The following is an 18,231-nucleotide window of genomic DNA, read 5'->3' on the forward strand; positions in this document are numbered from 1 at the left end:
GGTTGAGCGACATGTGGCCGGTGATCACGCCCACGACCGAGCCGATGAACGGGAGGATGACGAAAGCCGAGATCGACGCGATGAGCGACACGATCGCCAGCGTGTTCGTCTTCGCGGGCGCTTACCCGCCGCCGGCTCAGGGCGGCGCCTATCCCCCGCCGGCATACGGCTCGCCCGCGGGCAGCGCGCCCACCTACGGCGCGCCGGCCTATGGCTCCGCGCCGGCGTACGGCGCCGCCCCCGGGTACGGCTACGGCGCGCCCGCGAAGACGAACACGCTGGCGATCGTGTCGCTCATCGCGTCGATCTCGGCTTTCGTCATCCTCCCGTTCATCGGCTCGGTCGTGGGCGTGATCACCGGCCACATGTCGCTCAACCAGCTCAAGACGAGCGGCGAGCAGGGGCGCGGCATGGCGCTGGCCGGCACCATCGTCGGCTGGGTCGGACTGGGACTCGCGATCCTCGGGACCATCGCGGCGATCCTGTTCTTCTCCTTCCTCGCGGGGATGTACGGCCAGTACGGCACATACTCCTGAATCCGCTCGCCCCGGGACCCGTTCCCGGGGCGATGACGCGGTGCAACCGGCGTACCCTGGAAGTACCGTGAAGAGTTCGAGCCACGCCCCGTCGGCGACATCACTGCCGCGTTCCCCGCGCGACGACGTCGACGCGCGCTCGACGCGCTACCTGATCACGATGGCGATCCGCGTCGCGTGCTTCATCCTCATGGTGGTCATCACGCCGTACGGCTGGTACACGTGGCTCTTCGGCGCCGCGGCGATCTTCCTGCCCTACATCGCGGTCGTCTCCGCGAACGTCGGCCAGGAGGCACGGCGCAACCGCCGCGAGGATCCCGAGCCTGCGCTTCCCGCCACCCCCACGACCGCTGCGACCGGAACCCCGGTGATCCGCATCGAGGAGACCCGGGCGATCCCGGCGGACGGCGAGCGCACGGACGAGAAGCCCGCCGACGAGGCGGACCCGCCCGCATGAGCGACGCCGGACCCGACCAGGTCGCCGACGCGGTCTGCTCGCGCGCAGGGTGCCGCGCGACCGCGCGCTGGCGCATCGATTGGCGCAATCCCCGCATCCACACCGAGGGCCACCGCAAGACCTGGGTGGCGTGCGACGAGCACGTGGGGTACCTCCGCGAGTTCCTCGCCGCACGAGACTTCCCCGTGGCGGTCGCCCCGCTCGCCCCGACGGAGGCCGCCCGGTGAGCCCCCGCTCCGTGAGCATGCAGAGCCTCCCCCGCGCGGGCCGCTGGGCGATCTACATCGCCCTCGCCGTCGTGTTCGCGATCGCGTGCGCCTTCCTGTCGAACTGGCAGTTCACGCGCAACCAGGAGCGCTCCGGTCAGCTGGCGCTCGTCGCCGAGAACTACGACGCCGTCCCGGTGCCGCTGGCCGAGCTCCTCCCCGCCGACGGAGACTTCTCCCCCGGTGACGAATGGCACCCGGTGACCCTGACCGGGACGTACCTCACCGACGAGCAGCTCCTGGTGCGCAACCGCCCGCACGGCGGAACCTCGGCCTTCGAGGTGCTCGTGCCCTTCCGACTCGACGACGGCCGCGTGCTGCTGGTCGATCGTGGCTGGGTGCCGCCGGGTCAGGACCAGCCCGTCCCCGACGCCGTCCCCGCTCCCCCGACCGGCGAGGCGACCGTGATCGTGCGCCTGCGCCCGGGCGAGCCCCTGCCGTCGTCGGGCCGCTCGGCGCCCGAGGGCCAGGTCCCGACGATCAACCTGGGCCTCGTCGCCGACACGATCTCACCCCCCGCGGGCGAGGCCCTCGAGCAGAGCGCCTACGGTGTCATGGTGTCGGAGGACCCGGCCCCTGCGACGGCGCCGAGCGCCCTCGAGCCCCCGTCCGACGACCCCGGTCCCCACCTCTCGTACGCGATCCAATGGATCCTGTTCGCGGTGATGGGCTTCGTCTTCATCGGCTACGTCATCCGCACCGAGCGCCGTCATCGTCGCGAGGATGCGGAGGACGCCCCGTCGGAGGCAGGCGGAACGGATGCCTCGGCACCCGCGCCGCCGGCACCGCGCCGTCGCCGCGACCGTGACGCCGAGGACGAGGACGCCCTGCTGGACGCCGCCGGCCGCTGACCTCGAGCCGGCGCCGGCTTACGCGAGAGACACGAGGTCCGCGTAGTCGCGGCCCCAGATGTCTTCGACGCCGTCGGGGAGGATGAGCACGCGCTCGGGGTTGAGCGCCTCGACGGCCCCCTCGTCGTGCGACACGAGCACCACCGCGCCCTCGTAGTGGGCGAGCGCCCCGAGGATCTCCTCACGCGAGGCGGGGTCGAGGTTGTTCGTGGGCTCGTCGAGCAGCAGCATGTTCGCCGACGACACCACGAGGGTCGCGAGGGACAGGCGGGTCTTCTCGCCGCCGGAGAGCACGCCGGCGGGTTTCAGCACGTCATCGCCTGTGAAGAGGAACGACCCCAGCACCTTGCGCGCCTCGGTGGCTGTGATGTCGGGCGCGGCCGACATCATGTTCTCGAGCACCGAGCGCGACACGTCGAGATTCTCGTGCTCCTGGGCGTAGTAGCCGATCTTCAGCCCATGGCCGGGCTCGAGCTGCCCGGTGTCGGGCTGGTCGACGCCGGCGAGGATGCGCAGCAGCGTCGTCTTTCCGGCACCGTTGAGGCCGAGGATGACGACCTTCGAGCCGCGGTCGATCGCGAGGTCCACATCCGTGAAGATCTCGAGCGAGCCGTAGGACTTGGACAGGCCCGAGGCCATGAGCGGCGTCTTGCCGCACGGCGCGGGCTTCGGGAACCGCAGCTTCGCGACGCGCTCCTCCTGGCGCACTTCGTCGAGGCCGGCGAGCATCTTCTCGGCGCGCGCCACCATCTGGTGGGCGGCGGCCGCCTTGGACGCCTTGGCTCCGAACCGGGCTGCCTGCTGCTGCAGGACGGTGGCCTTCTTCTCGACGTTGGCGCGCTCCTTCTTGCGGCGCTCCTCGTCGGCCACCCGCTGGCGCAGGTAGTTCTTCCAGTTCATGTTGTAGACGTCGATGACCTGGCGGTTCGCGTCGAGATAGAAGACGCGGTTGACCGTCTCTCCGACGAGCTCGACGTCGTGCGAGATGACGATGAGCCCGCCCTTGTAGCCCTTGAGGAATTCACGCAGCCACACGACGCTGTCGGCGTCGAGGTGGTTGGTCGGCTCGTCGAGGATCATCGTCTGCGCGTCCGAGAACAGGATGCGCGCGAGCTCGATCCGGCGGCGCTGACCGCCCGACAGGGTCTTGAGCGGCTGGTCGAGGATGCGGTCGGGCAGCGAGAGGTTGTGGGCGATGGACGCCGCCTCGGCCTCGGCCGCGTAGCCGCCGAGCGCCTCGAAGCGCTCGGTGAGGTTCGCGTACTTGCGCATCGCCCTTGCAGCGATCGCCTCGTCGTCGTCACCCATCGCGAGGGATGCCTCGTGCATGCCGATCGCGAGCGAGCCGAGGCCGCGCGCGTCGAGGATGCGCGTGCGGGCCAGCATCTCGGGGTCGCCCGAGCGGGGGTCCTGCGGCAGGTAGCCGAGTTCGCCGGAGCGCTCGACCTTGCCGTCCGCGGGGATGAGATCGCCCGCCAGCACCTTGGTCAGCGTCGTCTTGCCGGCGCCGTTGCGGCCGACGAGACCGATCTTGTCGCCGTCCGAGACGCGGAAGGAGACGTCCGACATGAGCACGCGGGCGCCCACGCGGATCTCGAGGTCGTGCACGGCGAGCACAGCGGAAGTCCGATCCGTCGATGGAGATGGGGAGGTGGCCGACCGGCCAGCCTCCCAGTATACGGGGCCGCTCTCATCGGCGATCGCCCGAATGCCTCCGCAGAGGGATCCGGTCGATACCCCGGAGGGATGCCCTGTGCGGCACCGCGGCCATACCGTTCCCGGGTGGATGTCATCTCCGACCTCGTGCTGCAGGCCGTCGCCTCCCCGTGGCTGTACCCGGCGATGTTCGCCGTCGCGTTGATGGACGGGTTCTTCCCGCCGGTGCCGAGCGAGACGGTGCTGGTCGCGTCGGCGGCGGTCGCAGCATCCGGCGACCGTCCCGATCTTCTCGCCCTCGGCCTCGTCGCCGCCGCGGGGGCCGCGGCCGGTGACAACATCGCGTTCGCCATCGGGCGGCGCGCGGGCACCTCGCGGTTCGCGTGGATGCGACGGCCGCGCGTCGCCGGAGCCCTCGGATGGGCGGGCGCCGCGCTCGACCGACGGGGCGCCGGGCTCATTCTCGGGGCGCGTTTCATCCCGGTGGGGCGCGTGGCCGTCAACCTCTCGGCCGGCGCGCTCGCCTACCCATGGCGGCGGTTCGCGATGCTCAGCGTCGCGGCGGGGCTGTGCTGGGCCGCCTACAGCATCGCGATCGGACTGCTCGCCGGCGCCTGGCTGAAGGATCAGCCGCTCGTGGGCGCGGCCCTCGGCATCGTGCTCGCCGTGGGCATCGGACTGCTCGTGGACCGCCTGCTCGCGGTACGGGCACGCCGGGTCGCGGCATCCGCGTGAACCTCGACGACTGACAGGATGACATCGTGCGCGACACCTCCTCCCCTGTGACGTCCGGGTCCCGGACGCGTCGCAGGTTGAGCAATCCGGCGATCGCCTTCGGCGCCCTCGCTCTGGCGACCGTCGCGCTCTTCTCCGTGCTCGTGCCCGTGCACATCGCGCTGTACCTCCAGCCGGCGCCCCTCGCCTTCCTGTTCGGGGCGATGCTGTGCGCGTCCCCGCTCGTCGCCGTGCGGTTCCCGCGCTGGTCGATCGCGATGTGCACCGTGGCGGCCGTCGCCCTGCCCCTGCCCGTCGGCGAGCCCGCGACGACCTGGCCGTGGCCGTGGTCCGTGCCGGCCATGCTCGCCTTCATCCTCTTCGTCGGCGTCCTCGCGGTCCTGCACGGCTGGCGGGTCGCGCTTCTCGCCTGGCTCCTCGGCATCGGCGGCACGCTCGCGGTCGTCATCGCGCTGGCCGCAACGGTGCCCGTGGTCGCGGGGATCGTGAATCTCGTCATCGTCACGTCGGTGTCGGGCGCCGCCCTGCTCGTCGCGGTGCTCGCGGCCAGTCGTCTTCGCGTGGGCGCCGAGCTCACCCGCGAGCGCGAGCTGACCGCCCTCGAGCAGTCGAGACGCGTCCTCGTCGAGGAGCGCGCGCGCATCGCCCGCGAGCTGCACGACGTCGTCGCGCACGGCATGTCGCTCATCCAGGTGCAGGCGTCGACGGCCCGGTACCGCGTGCCCGGGCTGCCTGACGAAGCGGGACAGGAGTTCGACGAGATCGCCCGGACGGCGCGCGAAGGGCTCACCGAGATGCGCCGGCTCCTCGGAGTGCTCCGCACCGAGGATCAGCAGGCCGACCTCGCACCGCAGCAGGGGCTGCGCGACATCCCGGATCTCGTGCAGGCACTGCGACGCGCCGGGGCCGAGATCGACGCCGCGCTCGCCCCGGTGCCCGAGGCGGTGCCGAGCGCGGTCGACATCGCCGCCTTCCGCATCGTGCAGGAGGCGCTGAGCAACGCGGTCCGGCACGCTCCGCAGGCTCCGATCGAGCTGGCCGTGGAGACGGATGCCGCCACCCTGCGCCTGCGTGTCCGCAACGCTGCGTCGAGCGGGGCGCCGAGTCCTGATGCGTCCACGTCGCTCGGACACGGTCTCCTCGGCATGCGCGAGCGCGCGGCGCTCGTCGGCGGCACGGTCAGCGCGGGCGCCCACGCCGACGGCGGATGGATCGTGCGCGCCTCACTCCCCCTCGCCCCGCTCCCGCCCGACCCGACGCCCGGAGGCGCAGCGTGACCATCAGTGTTCTCATCGCAGACGACCAGGCCATGGTGCGGGCGGGATTCGCCGCCCTCCTCGATGCGCAGGACGACATCCGCGTCGTCGGCCAGGCAGCGGACGGGAAGGAGGCGGTGACGCTGTCGGCGCGCCTCGACCCCGATGTGGTGCTCATGGACGTGCGGATGCCCGAACTCGACGGCATCGCCGCGACGCGACGCGTCCTCGGTCCGGACTACCCCGCCGCCCATGTCCCGCGGATCCTGATGCTGACCACGTTCGACATCGACGACTACGTGTACGACGCCCTCGAGGCGGGTGCGAGCGGGTTCCTCTTGAAGGACGCCCTCCCGGAGGATCTCGTGCACGCCGTGCGTGTCGTCGCCGCGGGCGATGCGCTGCTCGCACCGAGCGTGACACGACGCATGATCGAGCACTTCGCCGCTCGCCGGCCCCGTGCCGGGCGCGCGACCGCGGCCCTCAGAGAGCTCACCGAGCGCGAGCGCGAGGTGCTCACGCTCATCGGCCGCGGGCGCTCGAACACCGAGATCGCCGCAGAGCTGTTCATCTCGGAGCAGACCGTGAAGACGCATGTCGGCAAAGTGCTGTCGAAGCTCGGCGTCCGCGACCGCGTCCAGGCGGTGATCTTCGCCTACGACGCAGGGCTGGTCGAGCCCGCCCCCTGATCCCTCCACGGGGTGATGCCACGACGGCACCGTAGAGCGATGCGACCGCACACACGGCCTCCTTAGCCTTCCCGGGACGCACCCCGAGGAGGGCCTCATGACCATCGTCCGCATCGCCGCCGCGGCTTCGCCCCGCATCGACGCACCGGTCAGAGACCGCGCCATAGACCTCGTCCGCACCCTGTGCATCGCGGGGGTGGTCGTGCTCCACGCCATGATGGTCGGTGTCGCCGTGACCGACGCCGGCCCCTCTTTCGTCAACGCGAGCGACGGCACCTGGTGGATCGTCCCGCTCAGCTGGCTGCTGCAGGTGATGCCGCTGTTCTTCGTGATGGGCGGGTTCTCGGGCGCGACCGCCCTTCGCCGTGCGCGGCGGCGCGGCCGGGACGGCATCGATTTCGTCGGCGGGCGGATCCACCGCCTGCTGCTGCCCGCACTGGTGACGATCGCCACTGTCGGTGCACTGCTCGCCCTGCTCACCGCCGCGGGTGTACCGGCGGAGCTCGTCGCACTTGCGGGATTCCGCTTCGCGCAGCCGCTGTGGTTCCTCGGCGTCTTCCTCGTCTGCCAGGCGCTGCTGCCGGCGCTCCTCCGTCTGCACGAGAGCGCCCCGGTGCGGACCATCACGATCCTCGCGGCGGCGGCCGGGGTCGTCGACCTGGTCCGTCTCAGCACCGGCGTCGACGCGTACGGCTTCCTCAACCTCGCGTTCGTGTGGCTCGCGCTGCAGCAGCTGGGATTCTTCCTGGCCGACGGACGGATCGACGCACTCTCGCGGCGCTTGCGGGTCATGGTGGCCGCAGCGGCGACCGCCGCACTCGCGATCTCGTTCGTCGCGGGGGTGCACTCACCGGACCTCGTGGCCAACATCAACCCGCCGACGACGGCGCTGCTGTTCGTGGGCATCGCGCACACGGCGCTGTTCTCCCTCCTCCGCGGTCGGCTGGAGGGCCTGGCGGAGCGCCCGGCGCCCGCGCGACTCATCGAGGCCGTCACACCACGCGCGATGACCGTCTACCTGTGGCATATGCCGGTCCTGCTGTGCCTGGCCGGACTGACGGCCGTCGGCGCGATGATCACCGCACTGCCGCTTCCCGGGATCGACGGCCCGTGGTGGTGGCTCTCGCGGCCGGCGTGGTTGGCGCTCGCGCTCGCAGCGACGGCTGTCGTCGCATGGCCGCTCGCCCGCATCGAGGCGGTCGCGTCGCCGCGCAGCACGCGCTCGGCCTGGCGGCTGGGCCTCGCGACCGGGGCCGGCACGGCAGCCGTCGCCCTCCTCCTGGTGAGCGGCACGAACGTCCTCACCGCTGCCGCCGCTGCCGCACTCCTCGTCGCCGCGCTCCGGCTGGCACGCGCGCCGCAGCCGTGGGCTCGTAGGAGCCGGACAGCGGATCCGTCGATCATTCGTGGATCCCGTCCAAGAACCTGCCCCCACCTCCCCCTAGGCTGAGAGCCATGTCATCCATCGCCGCCGCTCCGACCGCCTCCGCCGGCACGCGTCGCGTCCTCGCCGACGTCATCGCCCGCCCGTCCTCGCGCGCTCGCGCGTTCGCCCTCGATGCCGGACTCGTCATCGCCGGCGCGACCATCGTCGCCCTCCTCGCCCAGGTAGAGATCCCGCTGTGGCCCGTGCCGATCACGGGTCAGACGCTGGGTGTCATCGTCGTCGGCGCCGCACTCGGCGCGTGGCGCGGTGCCGCGGCCCTCACGACCTACATGCTCGTCGGCCTCGCGGGGCTCCCGGTCTTCGCCGGCTTCACGGGCACCGTCGCCGCGGTCGGCAAGCCCAGCTTCGGGTTCGTGATCGGCTTCATCTTCTCGGCGTTCGTCGCCGGCTGGTTCGCCGAGCGGGCGTGGGACCGCCGCCCCGGACTCGCGTTCCTCGGCTTCGCCGCCGCCAGCGTCGTGCCGTTCCTGTTCGGCATCCCATACATGGCCTTCATCCTCAACGTCGTGATGGGCCTGGACTACTCGTTCGGCGAGCTCCTCGCCGTCGGCCTCCTGCCGTTCATCCTGGGCGGCCTCATCAAGGCGGCACTCGCCGCCGCGATCATCCCCGGTGCGTGGGCGCTCGTGCGCAAGGCGGACCAGAGCAAGAACTGAGGCGGATGCCTCCATCCGAGACATCCGTCCATCGAGAAAGCCCCCGGCCGCACAGCCGGGGGCTTTCACGTTCGCGCAGCGGTGACGCGACCGATTGGCAATCTGGGAAACGGCTGGGTAAGGTTGGCCTTACCGCGCCCTGCTAAGGGCATCCTTACCTAACAACTCCCGGAGGATTCCGTGCGCCTCAACCGCCCTGCCGCCGCCACCGCGATGCTCGCCGTCGCCGCGATCGCCCTCGCCGGATGCGCGACCGCTGCCGCCGACGGCACCGACGACACCGACGACGCAGCGTCAGGTGCCGGCTTCCCGGTGACGATCGAGCACGCCTACGGCGAGACGGTGATCGAGTCCAAGCCCGAGCGCGTCGCGACCGTCGCCTGGTCGAACCAGGAGGTTCCGATCGCGCTGGGCGTGGTGCCCGTCGGCATGGCGGAGGTCACCTGGGGCGACGACGACGGCGACGGCGTGCTGCCGTGGGTCGAGGAGAAGCTCGACGAACTCGGTGCGGAGACCCCTGTGCTGTTCGACGAGACCGACGGCATCGACTTCGAGGCAGTCGCAGACACGCAGCCCGACGTCATCCTCGCCGCATACTCCGGACTCACGCAGGAGGAGTACGACACCCTGTCGAAGATCGCGCCCGTCGTCGCGTACCCCGAGGTCGCGTGGGGTACGTCGTACGAGGACATGATCCGTCTCAACTCGCAGGCCCTCGGGCTCGCCGAGGAGGGCGACGCCCTCATCGATGAGCTGCACGGCGAGGTCGACGCGGCGCTCGCGAACCACCCCGACCTCGCCGACGCGCGCGTGCTCTTCTCCTACATCGACCCGTCGGACTTCAGCCAGATCGGCTTCTACACCAGCCTCGACACGCGCCCCGGCTTCCTCGAGGGCCTCGGCCTCCCGGTGCCGGCCGTCGTCGAGGAGGAGTCGGACGGCGTCGAGTTCTACACCTCGGTCAGCGCCGAGGAGGCCGACCGCTTCGCCGACGTCGACGTGTTCGTGACCTACGGCGACGCGAGCGGCTCGATCATCGCCCAGCTGCAGGCCGACCCGCTCCTGTCGCAGATCCCGGCCATCGCGGAGGGCCGCATCGCGATCCTCGAGGAGTCGACGCCGCTGGCTGCCTCGGCCAACCCGTCGCCGCTGTCGATCGGCTGGGGCGTCGACCAGTACTTCGCGCTGCTGAGCGACGCCCTCACGGCCGACTGACAGAGGCCAGGAGCTCGATCGGGTGACTGTCACCGAGACGCGTACACCGCTGCCGGACGCCGCAACCCTGCGGCGCCCGGCGGCGATGCGACTGATGTGGCTCGCGGTGTCGTTCGCGGTGCTCGCAACGCTGTCCGTCGCGAGCGTGGCCTTCGGCGTCCGCGACGTCGCGCTGAACGACATCCTCGCCGGCCTGGGCGGCGACACCGGCGGGGTCGCGCAGGCCGCCGTGGTGGCCCGGGTTCCCCGCACCGTGCTCGCGATCCTCGTCGGCGCCGCGCTGGCGATGTCGGGCGCAGCGATGCAGGCGGTGACCCGCAATCCCCTCGCAGACCCCGGCATCCTCGGGATCTCGGGCGGTGCCGCACTCGCGGTTGTCGTCGGCATCGCATTCTTCGGCATGTCGGACCCCTATGCCTTCATCGCGGCCTCGATCGTCGGCGCGGGCGGCGCCGCCGTGTTCGTCTACACGGTCGGCTCCCTCGGCCGGGGCGGAGCGACGCCGCTTAAGCTCGCGCTGGCGGGCGCTGCGACTTCGGCCGCCTTCATGTCGCTGGTGAGCGCCGTGCTCCTCCCCCGCGTCGACCTGCTCGAGACCTTCCGGTTCTGGCAGATCGGCGGGGTGGGCGGCGCGACCTGGGATCGCATCGCGACGATCCTCCCGATCCTGACGGCCGGTGCGGTGATCACGCTCGTCTGCGCACGCGGCATGAACTCGCTCGCGCTCGGCGACGACGTCGCGACCGGCCTCGGCGAGCACGTCCTGCGCACCCGGCTCATCGCGTCGGCGGGCGCCGTCATCCTGTGCGGTGCGGCCACCGCGATCGCCGGCCCGATCGCGTTCGTCGGCCTGATCATCCCGCACCTCTGCCGCCTGCTCGTCGGCACCGACCACCGTTGGCTGCTCCCGTTCTCGGCGGTCGCCGGTGCTGTTCTGCTCGTCGCCGCGGACATCGTGGGCCGCGTCATCGCACGCCCGGACGAGATCGAGGTCGGCATCCTCACGGCGCTCATCGGCGCCCCGTTCTTCATCTGGATCGTCCGCAGGCAGAAGGTGCGCGAACTGTGAGCACCGACACCCTTCTCCGTCCCACTGCGCAGGCCGTCGTCACCGGACGGCGGCGCCGCGGCCGCCGACGCGTCGTCGTGACCGCCTCCCTCGCCGTCGGCGTGGTGCTGGTCTTCGTCGCATCCCTCATGATCGGGCAGACGTTCTACGGCCTCGACGAGATCGTCCGCGTCATCCTCGGCCAGACCGTGCCCGGCGCCTCGTTCACGGTCGGGGAGCTCCGTCTGCCGCGCGCGGTTCTCGCGATCCTCGCGGGATTCGCGTTCGGCATCGCAGGCGTGACGTTCCAGACGATGCTGCGCAACCCGCTCGCGTCGCCCGACATCATCGGCATCACCGCCGGCGCGAGCGCGGCGGCGGTGTTCGGCATCGTCATCCTGTCGCTCAGCGAGTCCGCCGTGTCGGTCCTCGCCGTCGCGGGCGGCCTCGCGACCGCCCTCGCGATCTACCTGCTCTCGAACAAGGGCGGCTTCGCCGGCACGCGACTGATCCTCATCGGCATCGGCGTCGCCGCCATGCTCGATGCTGCGGTCACCTACGTGCTCTCCAAGGCCCCCGCCTACGACCTGCAGGCGGCGATGCGGTGGCTCACCGGCAGCCTCAACGGCGCGACGTGGTCGGCCGTGCTCCCGCTCGCCATCGCGAGTGTCGTGCTCGCCCCGGCCCTGCTGTCGAAGGGCCGGGACCTGAATGTCATGCGCCTCGGCGACGACGCGGCCGCGAGCCTCGGCATCCGTCTCCAGAGCACCAGGGTGGTCGTGATCGTCGCGGCCGTCGCGCTGCTGGCGTTCGCGACCGCCGCCACCGGCCCGATCGCATTCGTCGCGTTCATGGCCGGCCCCATCGCGGCACGCGTCGTCGGCCCCGGTGGCTCGCTGCTGCTGCCGTCGGCGCTCGTCGGCGCGCTCCTGGTGCAGCTGTCGGACCTCTTGGGACAGTTCGCTTTCGACAGCCGCTACCCGGTCGGGGTCGTCACCGGCGTGCTCGGCGCTCCCTTCCTCATCTACCTCCTCATCAGGACGAACCGCTCCGGAGGCTCGCTATGACCGAATCCCACAGCCTGTCGGCGGAGGGCCTGACGCTGTCGTACGGCGACCGCACGATCGTCGAGGGTCTCGATCTCGTGATCCCGCCCGGTCGCATCACCGCGATCGTCGGAGCGAACGGATGCGGCAAGTCCACGCTTCTGCGTGCGCTCGCGCGCCTCATCGCACCGCGCGACGGCCAGGTGATCCTCGACGGCAAGGCGCTGCACGGCCGCGCGACGAAAGAGATCGCGCGCACGCTCGGTCTCCTCCCGCAAAGCCCGATCGCCCCGGAAGGCATCGCTGTCGCCGACCTCGTCGGCCGGGGACGGCACCCGCACCAGAAGCTGCTGGCGCGCTGGAGCTCTCACGATTACGAAGTGGTCGGGCAGGCACTGGCCGCCACGGGGATAGAGGAGCTCGCCGACCGTTCCGTCGACGAACTGTCGGGCGGACAGCGCCAGCGCGCATGGATCGCGATGGCCCTCGCGCAGGAGACCGACATCCTGCTCCTCGACGAGCCCACCACCTTCCTCGACGTCGCACATCAGGTCGAGGTGCTCGACCTCCTCACCGATCTCAACCGCGACCGCGGCACCACGATCGTGATGGTGCTGCACGACATGAACCTGGCCGCGCGCTACGCCGACCACCTCTTCGCGCTGCGGTCCGGCCGCGTCGTCGCGAGCGGCGATCCCGGCGACGTCATGACCAGTGAGCTCATCCGAGAGGTCTTCGACCTCGATGCGCTCGTCGTGACCGACCCCGTATCGGGCTCGCCCATCGTCCTGCCCCGGGGCCGTCACCACGTGTCGGCCCCCGTCTCCGACCCCGCAGCCCCGCTCGCCGCGGCGCTCACTCCCCTGCCGACAGGAGCCTGAAGATGACCGACGCCGACGTGCCCTACCGCTTCTTCCGCGCCCGTGTGACCGCTATCGCAGACGTGACGCCCAGCTTCCGCCGCTTCACCTTCGGCGGCGACGACCTCGCCGACTACGGTGACCCGGGGCTCGACCAGCGAGTGAAGATCGTCTTCCCCACGCGCACGCTCGGCCTCGACGCGATGCCCCTCGGCGACGACTGGTACACGCAGTGGCGCGAACTGCCCGAGGAGCAGCGCCTGCCGTTCCGCACGTACACCACCCGCTACGTCCGCAACCACCTCAGCGAGGTGGACGTCGACATGGTCTCGCACGACGTGATCGGGCCGGCTTCGGACTGGATCGACCGCGCCGCGGTCGGCGACGAGGTACTCATCTTCGCACCGACCGCCGCCCACAGCGGCGTGAGCTTCGGCATCGACTTCGTGCCGCCGGCCCGCGTCGACTCGATCCTGCTCGCCGGCGACGAGACGGCGGCACCCGCGATCGCCGCGATCCTCGAGCAGCTCCCCCGAGACGCCAGCGGAGTGGTCGCGGTCGAGCTGCCGCACGCCGACGACGCAGCGTACTTCCCGCAGCATCCCGGATTCGAGTACCGGATCGCCGCGCGCGCGGACGGCGAGCGGCACGCTCACCTCGTGAAGTCGGTGACGGATGCCGCGGCCCGCCTCGCGCCCGCCGGCGCCGGCGCCGACGTCGAGGAGATCGACATCGACACCGACATCCTGTGGGAGGTGCCGCGCACCGCCAAGGGGGGAGCGGCGCTGAAGAGCGCGCGCCTGTACGCGTGGCTCGCCGGCGAGGCGGGCGCGATCAAGGCCCTGCGCCGCCACCTCGTGGCCGAGCGCGGGGTCGACCGTCGCGCCGTCGCGTTCATGGGCTACTGGCGCCTCGGCCGCGCCGAGAACTGACGCGTTCCCGCCGCCTCAGGCCCGACGCGGCGCCTCGTGCGCGTGCCCGAGCCGGAGGCCCGGGATCAGCGCGCCGAGCGCGAGCAGGACAGCGATGGCGAACACCGCAGGGAAGCCGGCATCCGTCCCCACGAGCGCGGTGAAGACGAGGCCCATGACCGCGATCGAGGACGCCGAGCCGACGGCGTCCGAGATCGACAGCGCCGACGAGTTGAAACCCTGGTTCTGCGGCGTCGAGTACGCGAGCGTGAGGACGGTCAGACGCGGGTACATGAGACCCATACCGCCTCCCGCGAGACCCCACCCCGCGATGAGCACCGCGGGATGCAGTCCGAGCAGCGCGGTCGCCGCCGCGACGAGCAGCGCCGTCACCAGCAGCGCGGTGCCGGTGAGCGTGATGCGCGCGTTGCCGAGGCGGTCGCCGAAGCGGCCCTGCACGTCGGCGGCGACCGCCCACGCCAGCGCGGCTGCCGTGAGCCCGAGCCCCGCCCATGTCGGCGAGAACCCGTAGCCGTCGATCAGCAGGTACGGCACGTAGATCTCCGCGCCGAACAGCGCACCCGCGATGAGCCCGCGCATCAGCACCACGCTCGGCAGTCCTCTCGCGGCGACGAGCGTGCCGCGCGGCAGCAGCGGCCGCGATGCCAGGCCGATGACGACCACGGATGCTGCCACCGCCGCCCATGCCCACGCGCCGAGCTCGCCCGCCAGGCTGAGCCCGAGAGCGCCCACGGCCACGGCGACCGCGCACGCGAGGCGCGGTGCGATGCGTGCCTTCGAAGGCTCATCGGTGTCGAGCGGAAGTCCGTGCAGGCGGGCGACCACCATCGCGAACGCCACGACGGTGAGCGCCGCGACGCCGAGGAACACCCACCGCCAGTGCAGGAACTCCGTCACCGCCCCGGCGAGGAAAGGGCCGATGAGCGACGGCACGACCCACGCCGCTGAGAACGCGGCGAAGACCCGGCCGTGCATCGCGCCCGGGTACACGCGGGCGACGACCACGTAGAGCGCCACGGTCTGCCCGCCCGTGCCGAGGCCCTGCACGAGGCGGCCGGCGACCAGCGCCGGCATCGTGAGGGCGAATCCGGCGATGAGCAGGCCGACGACGAACAGGGCGACGGCAGTGCTGAGCGGCGCGAGCACGCCGCCGCGGTCGCACCACGCGCCCACGGCGACCATCCCGATGACGCTCGTCGCGAGCGTCCCCGCGAACGCGACGGCGTACAGGCGCTCGCCATCGAGGTCGGCGCTCACCACGGGCATCACCGTGGTGACGGCGAGAGACTGCATCGCCGCCAGGAAGATGAGCGCGACGGCGCCGACGGTCACCCAGAGGAATCGACCCTGCCAGATCCCGATGGGCGCGGACTCCGGCCCGGCGGTCACGATCGCGCCAGCGCGCCGACGCGCTCCACCGCCTCGCGGAGCAGGTCGGGGTCGCAGCCGAAGTTGATGCGCACGTAGCCCTTGCCCTCGGTGCCGAACAGCGGACCGTGGTGCAGCGCCACCTTCGCATCGCGCAGAACCTTGACAGCCGGGTTCTCACCCCACCCGTACGCGGAGAGGTCGACCCACGCCAGGAAGCCGGCATCCGGGGGAAGGTAGCGCGCCTGCGGCAGGTGCTCGGCCAAGAGGTCGGCCAGCAGCATCCGGTTCGCGTCGAGGGCCGCGAGCAGGCTCGCCAGCCACTCGTCGCTGTCGGCCGAGTAGGCGGCGACGTTGGACAGCGCCCCGAACAGCCCGGTGCGCCACTCGACCTCCCAGGGCAGGGCACGCAGTTCCTTCGCCTGGGTGTCGCCGCCGGCCACCATCACTGCGCACTTGAGGCCGGCGAGGTTGAATGTCTTGCTCGCGCTGGTCACGGCGTAGCCGACACGCCCTGCGGAGTCGGATGCCGAGAGGAACGGCGTGAACGGCCTCTGCGCGTAGGCCAGGGGCCCGTGGATCTCGTCGCTGATGACGGTCGCTCCGAACCCCTCCGCGATGTCGGCCAGCGCGGCCAGCGTCTGTCGCGAATGCACGGTGCCCGTGGGGTTGTGCGGGTTGCACAGCAGCACCGCCCGCGCGCCGCCGGCCAGAGCGGCCTCCACGCCCAGAAGGTCGATCTCCCACCCGTCGGCCGTTTCGATGAGCGGCACGCGATCGACGACCCCGCCCGCTTCCTCCACGGTGTCGTAGAACGGCGGGTACACCGGGGGCATCACGACCACGCGGTCGCCCGGCTCGATCACGCGTCGGAGGATCTCGACGACGCCCATCATCACGTCCCCGGTCCAGAAGACGTGGGACGGGTCGACCTTCCAGCCCCAGCGACGCTCGGCGAAGCCCACGAACGCCTCGCGCACGCCGGGCTCCGGTGGGGTGTAGCCCGTGTCGCCGAGGCGCACGGCCCGCGTCAGCACCTCGGTGATCGCCGGCGCCAGGGCGTAGTCCGTCTCGGCGACGAAGAACGGCAGCACGTCCTCTCCGTACTTGCGCCACTTCGTGCTCGTGCGCTGACGCAGCTCGTCGATGGGCAGGGCTCGAAGGGGGGTGACGCTCACCCCTCGACCCTACCGATCCGGCGGCGTGGCGCCCCCGAGTGAGTCACCGTGTGAAGGTGCCGAGGTCGTGCTGGTCGAAGTACTCCAGAACGAGGGTGTCCCCGTCGAACGTCGCCTTCGAGATCGACCCCGGCGGGGCGTTCTCGCTGAACGGGCGGAAGACGAACTCGTCACCCGACCAGTGCTCGAGCGCCCACCGACCGGTGGGTCCGAGCGACAGTTCGAGCTCGTCGCCCACCAGCTCGACGGTGGCGGGACCGAAGTAGTCGTTGGCGTACTCCCCCGTGTAGGCCTCGAAGGCCTGCGCGGGATCCGGATCCGTCGGCGCCGTCTCGCCGACGAGCGAGCCGAACGGCTCCGACTCCCCCGCGAAGACCTGCATGAACAGCGGCAGCCAGTCGCGGCGCTCGGAGCCGTACTGCGCGATGTCGAGGAAGCGGGCCGCGATGCCCTCCGCCACGCCGTTGGCGGAGGCGTTCGACAGCACGACGATGCCGAGACCCGCGCCCGGCAGCAGCTTGAACACCGTTCCGGCACCCAGGAGGAACGCCCCGGAGTGGTTGACGTCGACCAGGCCTCCGGGCGTCGTGCCGACGTTGAACCCGTAGCCGTAGTATCCGGCCCGCGATCCGAACGAAGACGGCGCCGATCCGACGATCTGCGGCGACATCGCGGGAATGAGCGAGGACGCGTCGATGAAGGGCTCCCCGTCATGTTCGCCGCTCGCCAGCAGCATCGAGAGCCAGGTCGTGAGGTCGGTGACGCTCGAGCTGACGCCGCCCGCCGGCGACTGCTCGTCGGGCCGGCGCTGGTCCGGCGTGACGACCCACTCGCCGTCCAGCTGGATGTGACCGAGCGCGCGGTTGTCACGCGATTCGAGGTCGGCGTAGCGCGAACTCGTCGACGTCATGCCGAGCGGCTCGTAGAGCAGTCGCTCCGACAGGTCGGCCCAGTCCTCCCCGGCGGCGCTCGCGACCGCCTCGCCCGCCGCGGTGATGTCGAAGTTGCCGTACGCATAGGTCGCGCGCCACGGTGCGAGCGGGATCAGGCTCAGCCTCTCGAGGATCGTCGCACGGTCGTAGCCGATCTCCTCGAGCTCGTCGCCCGCGTGCTTGTAGAGCCCGGACCGGTGCGCGTACATGTCGGCGATCGTCACGTGCGAACCGACGTACGGGTTCGACAGGGCGAAGCCGTCCAGGTGGTCGGCCACCGGGGTGTCCCACGAGACGTAGCCCTCGTCGATGGCGCGGGCGACGACGCTCGCGCCGATGGATTTGGAGACAGACGCGAGCGCGAACACCGTGTCGGCGTCGACGGGGTCTTCGCTGTCGATGTCGCGCACGCCGAAGCCCTCTGCGAACAGCACCTCGCCCTCGTACACCACGCCGATGGACAGTCCCGGGGTGCCCGAGGCATCCATCGCCGTCTCGACCGAGGATGCGAGGTCGTCGATCGCCGCGTCGACCCGCTCACGCGTGACCGTCGCCAGCGCGTCAGCCCCCGGGTCGGGGTTGACGGTCGGGGTGGAGCTCGGCGAGGCCTCCGACGCGGCACCGGCGAAGGTGCACCCCGTGGTCCCCGCCAGGATCAGAGCGGCTGCACCGACCGCGGACAAGACACGCCTGCTGTTCCCCGACATGCGCCGAGTGTGGCACACCCTCATGGGGCCGCGTCAACGACCGCCGGGCGTCGGGGAGGTGTCAGATCGCGAAGCCGAGCGCGCGCATCATGTCGCGCCCGTCGTCGGTGATGCGTTCAGGCCCCCACGGCGGCATCCACACCCAGTTGATGCGGAACCGCTCGACGATGTCGTCGAGCGCCTGGGCCGTCTGCTCCTCGAGCACGTCGGTGAGAGGGCACCCGGCAGACGTGAGAGTCATGTGGATGACCAGCGCATCGTTCTCGTCGTCCCACGCGAGATCGTAGATGAGGCCGAGGTCGACGACGTTGATCCCGAGCTCGGGGTCCATGACGTCCTTGAGAGCCTCGGTCACCTCGTCGTACTTCTCAGGGGTGAGGGTCGCCGTCATAAGGT

General features: G+C 71.3%; 19 protein-coding genes. 14 read left to right on the forward strand and 5 right to left on the reverse strand.

What is annotated here, in order from left to right; genetic code table 11:
* The first annotated feature begins 80 nt into the window (after positions 1–80).
* The 4 genes from RS82_RS09580 to RS82_RS09595 all read left to right on the forward strand — a co-directional run bounded on the left by RS82_RS09580 (position 81) and on the right by RS82_RS09595 (position 2,110).
* Complete coding sequence (locus RS82_RS09580) at positions 81–536, forward strand: DUF4190 domain-containing protein (RefSeq protein WP_052676770.1); 456 nt, start codon at positions 81–83, stop codon at positions 534–536.
* Between the two features lie 67 nt (positions 537–603).
* Positions 604–993 (forward strand): DUF3099 domain-containing protein, encoded by a 390-nt coding sequence (locus RS82_RS09585; protein ID WP_045298781.1) that lies wholly within the window; start codon positions 604–606, stop codon positions 991–993.
* Positions 990–1,220, forward strand: a complete 231-nt coding sequence (locus tag RS82_RS09590) for a hypothetical protein (RefSeq protein ID WP_045298783.1) — start codon at positions 990–992, stop codon at positions 1,218–1,220. Before RS82_RS09585 ends, RS82_RS09590 begins: the two co-directional genes overlap by 4 nt.
* A gap of 17 nt (positions 1,221–1,237) precedes the next feature.
* On the forward strand, positions 1,238–2,110 hold the full coding sequence (locus RS82_RS09595; protein ID WP_045299164.1) for an SURF1 family cytochrome oxidase biogenesis protein: 873 nt from the start codon (positions 1,238–1,240) through the stop codon (positions 2,108–2,110).
* An 18-nt stretch (positions 2,111–2,128) separates the two neighbouring features.
* Here RS82_RS09595 and abc-f read toward each other — a convergent pair whose 3' ends face one another.
* Positions 2,129–3,727, reverse strand: a complete 1,599-nt coding sequence (gene abc-f / locus RS82_RS09600) for a ribosomal protection-like ABC-F family protein (protein ID WP_045298785.1) — start codon at positions 3,725–3,727, stop codon at positions 2,129–2,131.
* Positions 3,728–3,892: 165 nt separating this feature from the next.
* Between abc-f and RS82_RS09605 the strand changes: the two genes are divergently transcribed.
* The 10 genes from RS82_RS09605 to RS82_RS09650 all read left to right on the forward strand — a co-directional run bounded on the left by RS82_RS09605 (position 3,893) and on the right by RS82_RS09650 (position 13,650).
* Positions 3,893–4,501: a DedA family protein gene (locus RS82_RS09605; RefSeq protein WP_045298787.1), complete on the forward strand. Its 609-nt coding sequence runs from the start codon at positions 3,893–3,895 to the stop codon at positions 4,499–4,501.
* Between the two features lie 26 nt (positions 4,502–4,527).
* Entirely contained in the window at positions 4,528–5,778 is a 1,251-nt protein-coding gene (locus RS82_RS09610; RefSeq protein ID WP_045298789.1) for a sensor histidine kinase, read from the forward strand.
* Positions 5,775–6,446 (forward strand): response regulator, encoded by a 672-nt coding sequence (locus RS82_RS09615; protein WP_045298791.1) that lies wholly within the window; start codon positions 5,775–5,777, stop codon positions 6,444–6,446. The genes RS82_RS09610 and RS82_RS09615 overlap by 4 nt, the downstream gene beginning before the upstream one ends.
* Positions 6,447–6,543: 97 nt before the next feature.
* Entirely contained in the window at positions 6,544–7,896 is a 1,353-nt protein-coding gene (locus RS82_RS09620; RefSeq protein WP_084695556.1) for an acyltransferase family protein, read from the forward strand.
* A gap of 5 nt (positions 7,897–7,901) precedes the next feature.
* On the forward strand, positions 7,902–8,549 hold the full coding sequence (locus RS82_RS09625) for a biotin transporter BioY (protein ID WP_045298793.1): 648 nt from the start codon (positions 7,902–7,904) through the stop codon (positions 8,547–8,549).
* Positions 8,550–8,729: 180 nt separating this feature from the next.
* Entirely contained in the window at positions 8,730–9,764 is a 1,035-nt protein-coding gene (locus tag RS82_RS09630; protein ID WP_045298795.1) for an iron-siderophore ABC transporter substrate-binding protein, read from the forward strand.
* Positions 9,765–9,849: 85 nt separating this feature from the next.
* Positions 9,850–10,833, forward strand: a complete 984-nt coding sequence (locus tag RS82_RS09635) for a FecCD family ABC transporter permease (protein ID WP_211255909.1) — start codon at positions 9,850–9,852, stop codon at positions 10,831–10,833.
* Positions 10,830–11,879 (forward strand): FecCD family ABC transporter permease, encoded by a 1,050-nt coding sequence (locus RS82_RS09640; protein WP_045298799.1) that lies wholly within the window; start codon positions 10,830–10,832, stop codon positions 11,877–11,879. Before RS82_RS09635 ends, RS82_RS09640 begins: the two co-directional genes overlap by 4 nt.
* Positions 11,876–12,739, forward strand: coding sequence for an ABC transporter ATP-binding protein (locus tag RS82_RS09645; RefSeq protein ID WP_045298801.1), 864 nt, complete (start codon positions 11,876–11,878; stop codon positions 12,737–12,739). Before RS82_RS09640 ends, RS82_RS09645 begins: the two co-directional genes overlap by 4 nt.
* A gap of 2 nt (positions 12,740–12,741) precedes the next feature.
* Positions 12,742–13,650 carry a siderophore-interacting protein gene (locus tag RS82_RS09650; protein ID WP_045298803.1) on the forward strand — a complete coding sequence of 303 codons (909 nt, stop codon included), beginning with the start codon at positions 12,742–12,744 and terminating at the stop codon, positions 13,648–13,650.
* A 15-nt stretch (positions 13,651–13,665) separates the two neighbouring features.
* Here RS82_RS09650 and RS82_RS09655 read toward each other — a convergent pair whose 3' ends face one another.
* From RS82_RS09655 to RS82_RS09670, 4 genes are all read right to left on the reverse strand, one after another.
* Positions 13,666–15,042, reverse strand: a complete 1,377-nt coding sequence (locus RS82_RS09655; protein ID WP_045298805.1) for an MFS transporter — start codon at positions 15,040–15,042, stop codon at positions 13,666–13,668.
* Entirely contained in the window at positions 15,036–16,196 is a 1,161-nt protein-coding gene (locus RS82_RS09660; protein WP_045298807.1) for a MalY/PatB family protein, read from the reverse strand. The genes RS82_RS09655 and RS82_RS09660 overlap by 7 nt, the downstream gene beginning before the upstream one ends.
* Positions 16,197–16,239: 43 nt before the next feature.
* Positions 16,240–17,811, reverse strand: a complete 1,572-nt coding sequence (locus tag RS82_RS09665; RefSeq protein ID WP_211255902.1) for a serine hydrolase — start codon at positions 17,809–17,811, stop codon at positions 16,240–16,242.
* An 85-nt stretch (positions 17,812–17,896) separates the two neighbouring features.
* Positions 17,897–18,226 carry a metal-sulfur cluster assembly factor gene (locus RS82_RS09670; RefSeq protein ID WP_045298811.1) on the reverse strand — a complete coding sequence of 110 codons (330 nt, stop codon included), beginning with the start codon at positions 18,224–18,226 and terminating at the stop codon, positions 17,897–17,899.
* Between the last annotated feature and the right edge of the window lie 5 nt (positions 18,227–18,231).

It is taken from the genome of Microbacterium trichothecenolyticum, from assembly GCF_000956465.1.
Classification (GTDB): domain Bacteria; phylum Actinomycetota; class Actinomycetes; order Actinomycetales; family Microbacteriaceae; genus Microbacterium; species Microbacterium trichothecenolyticum.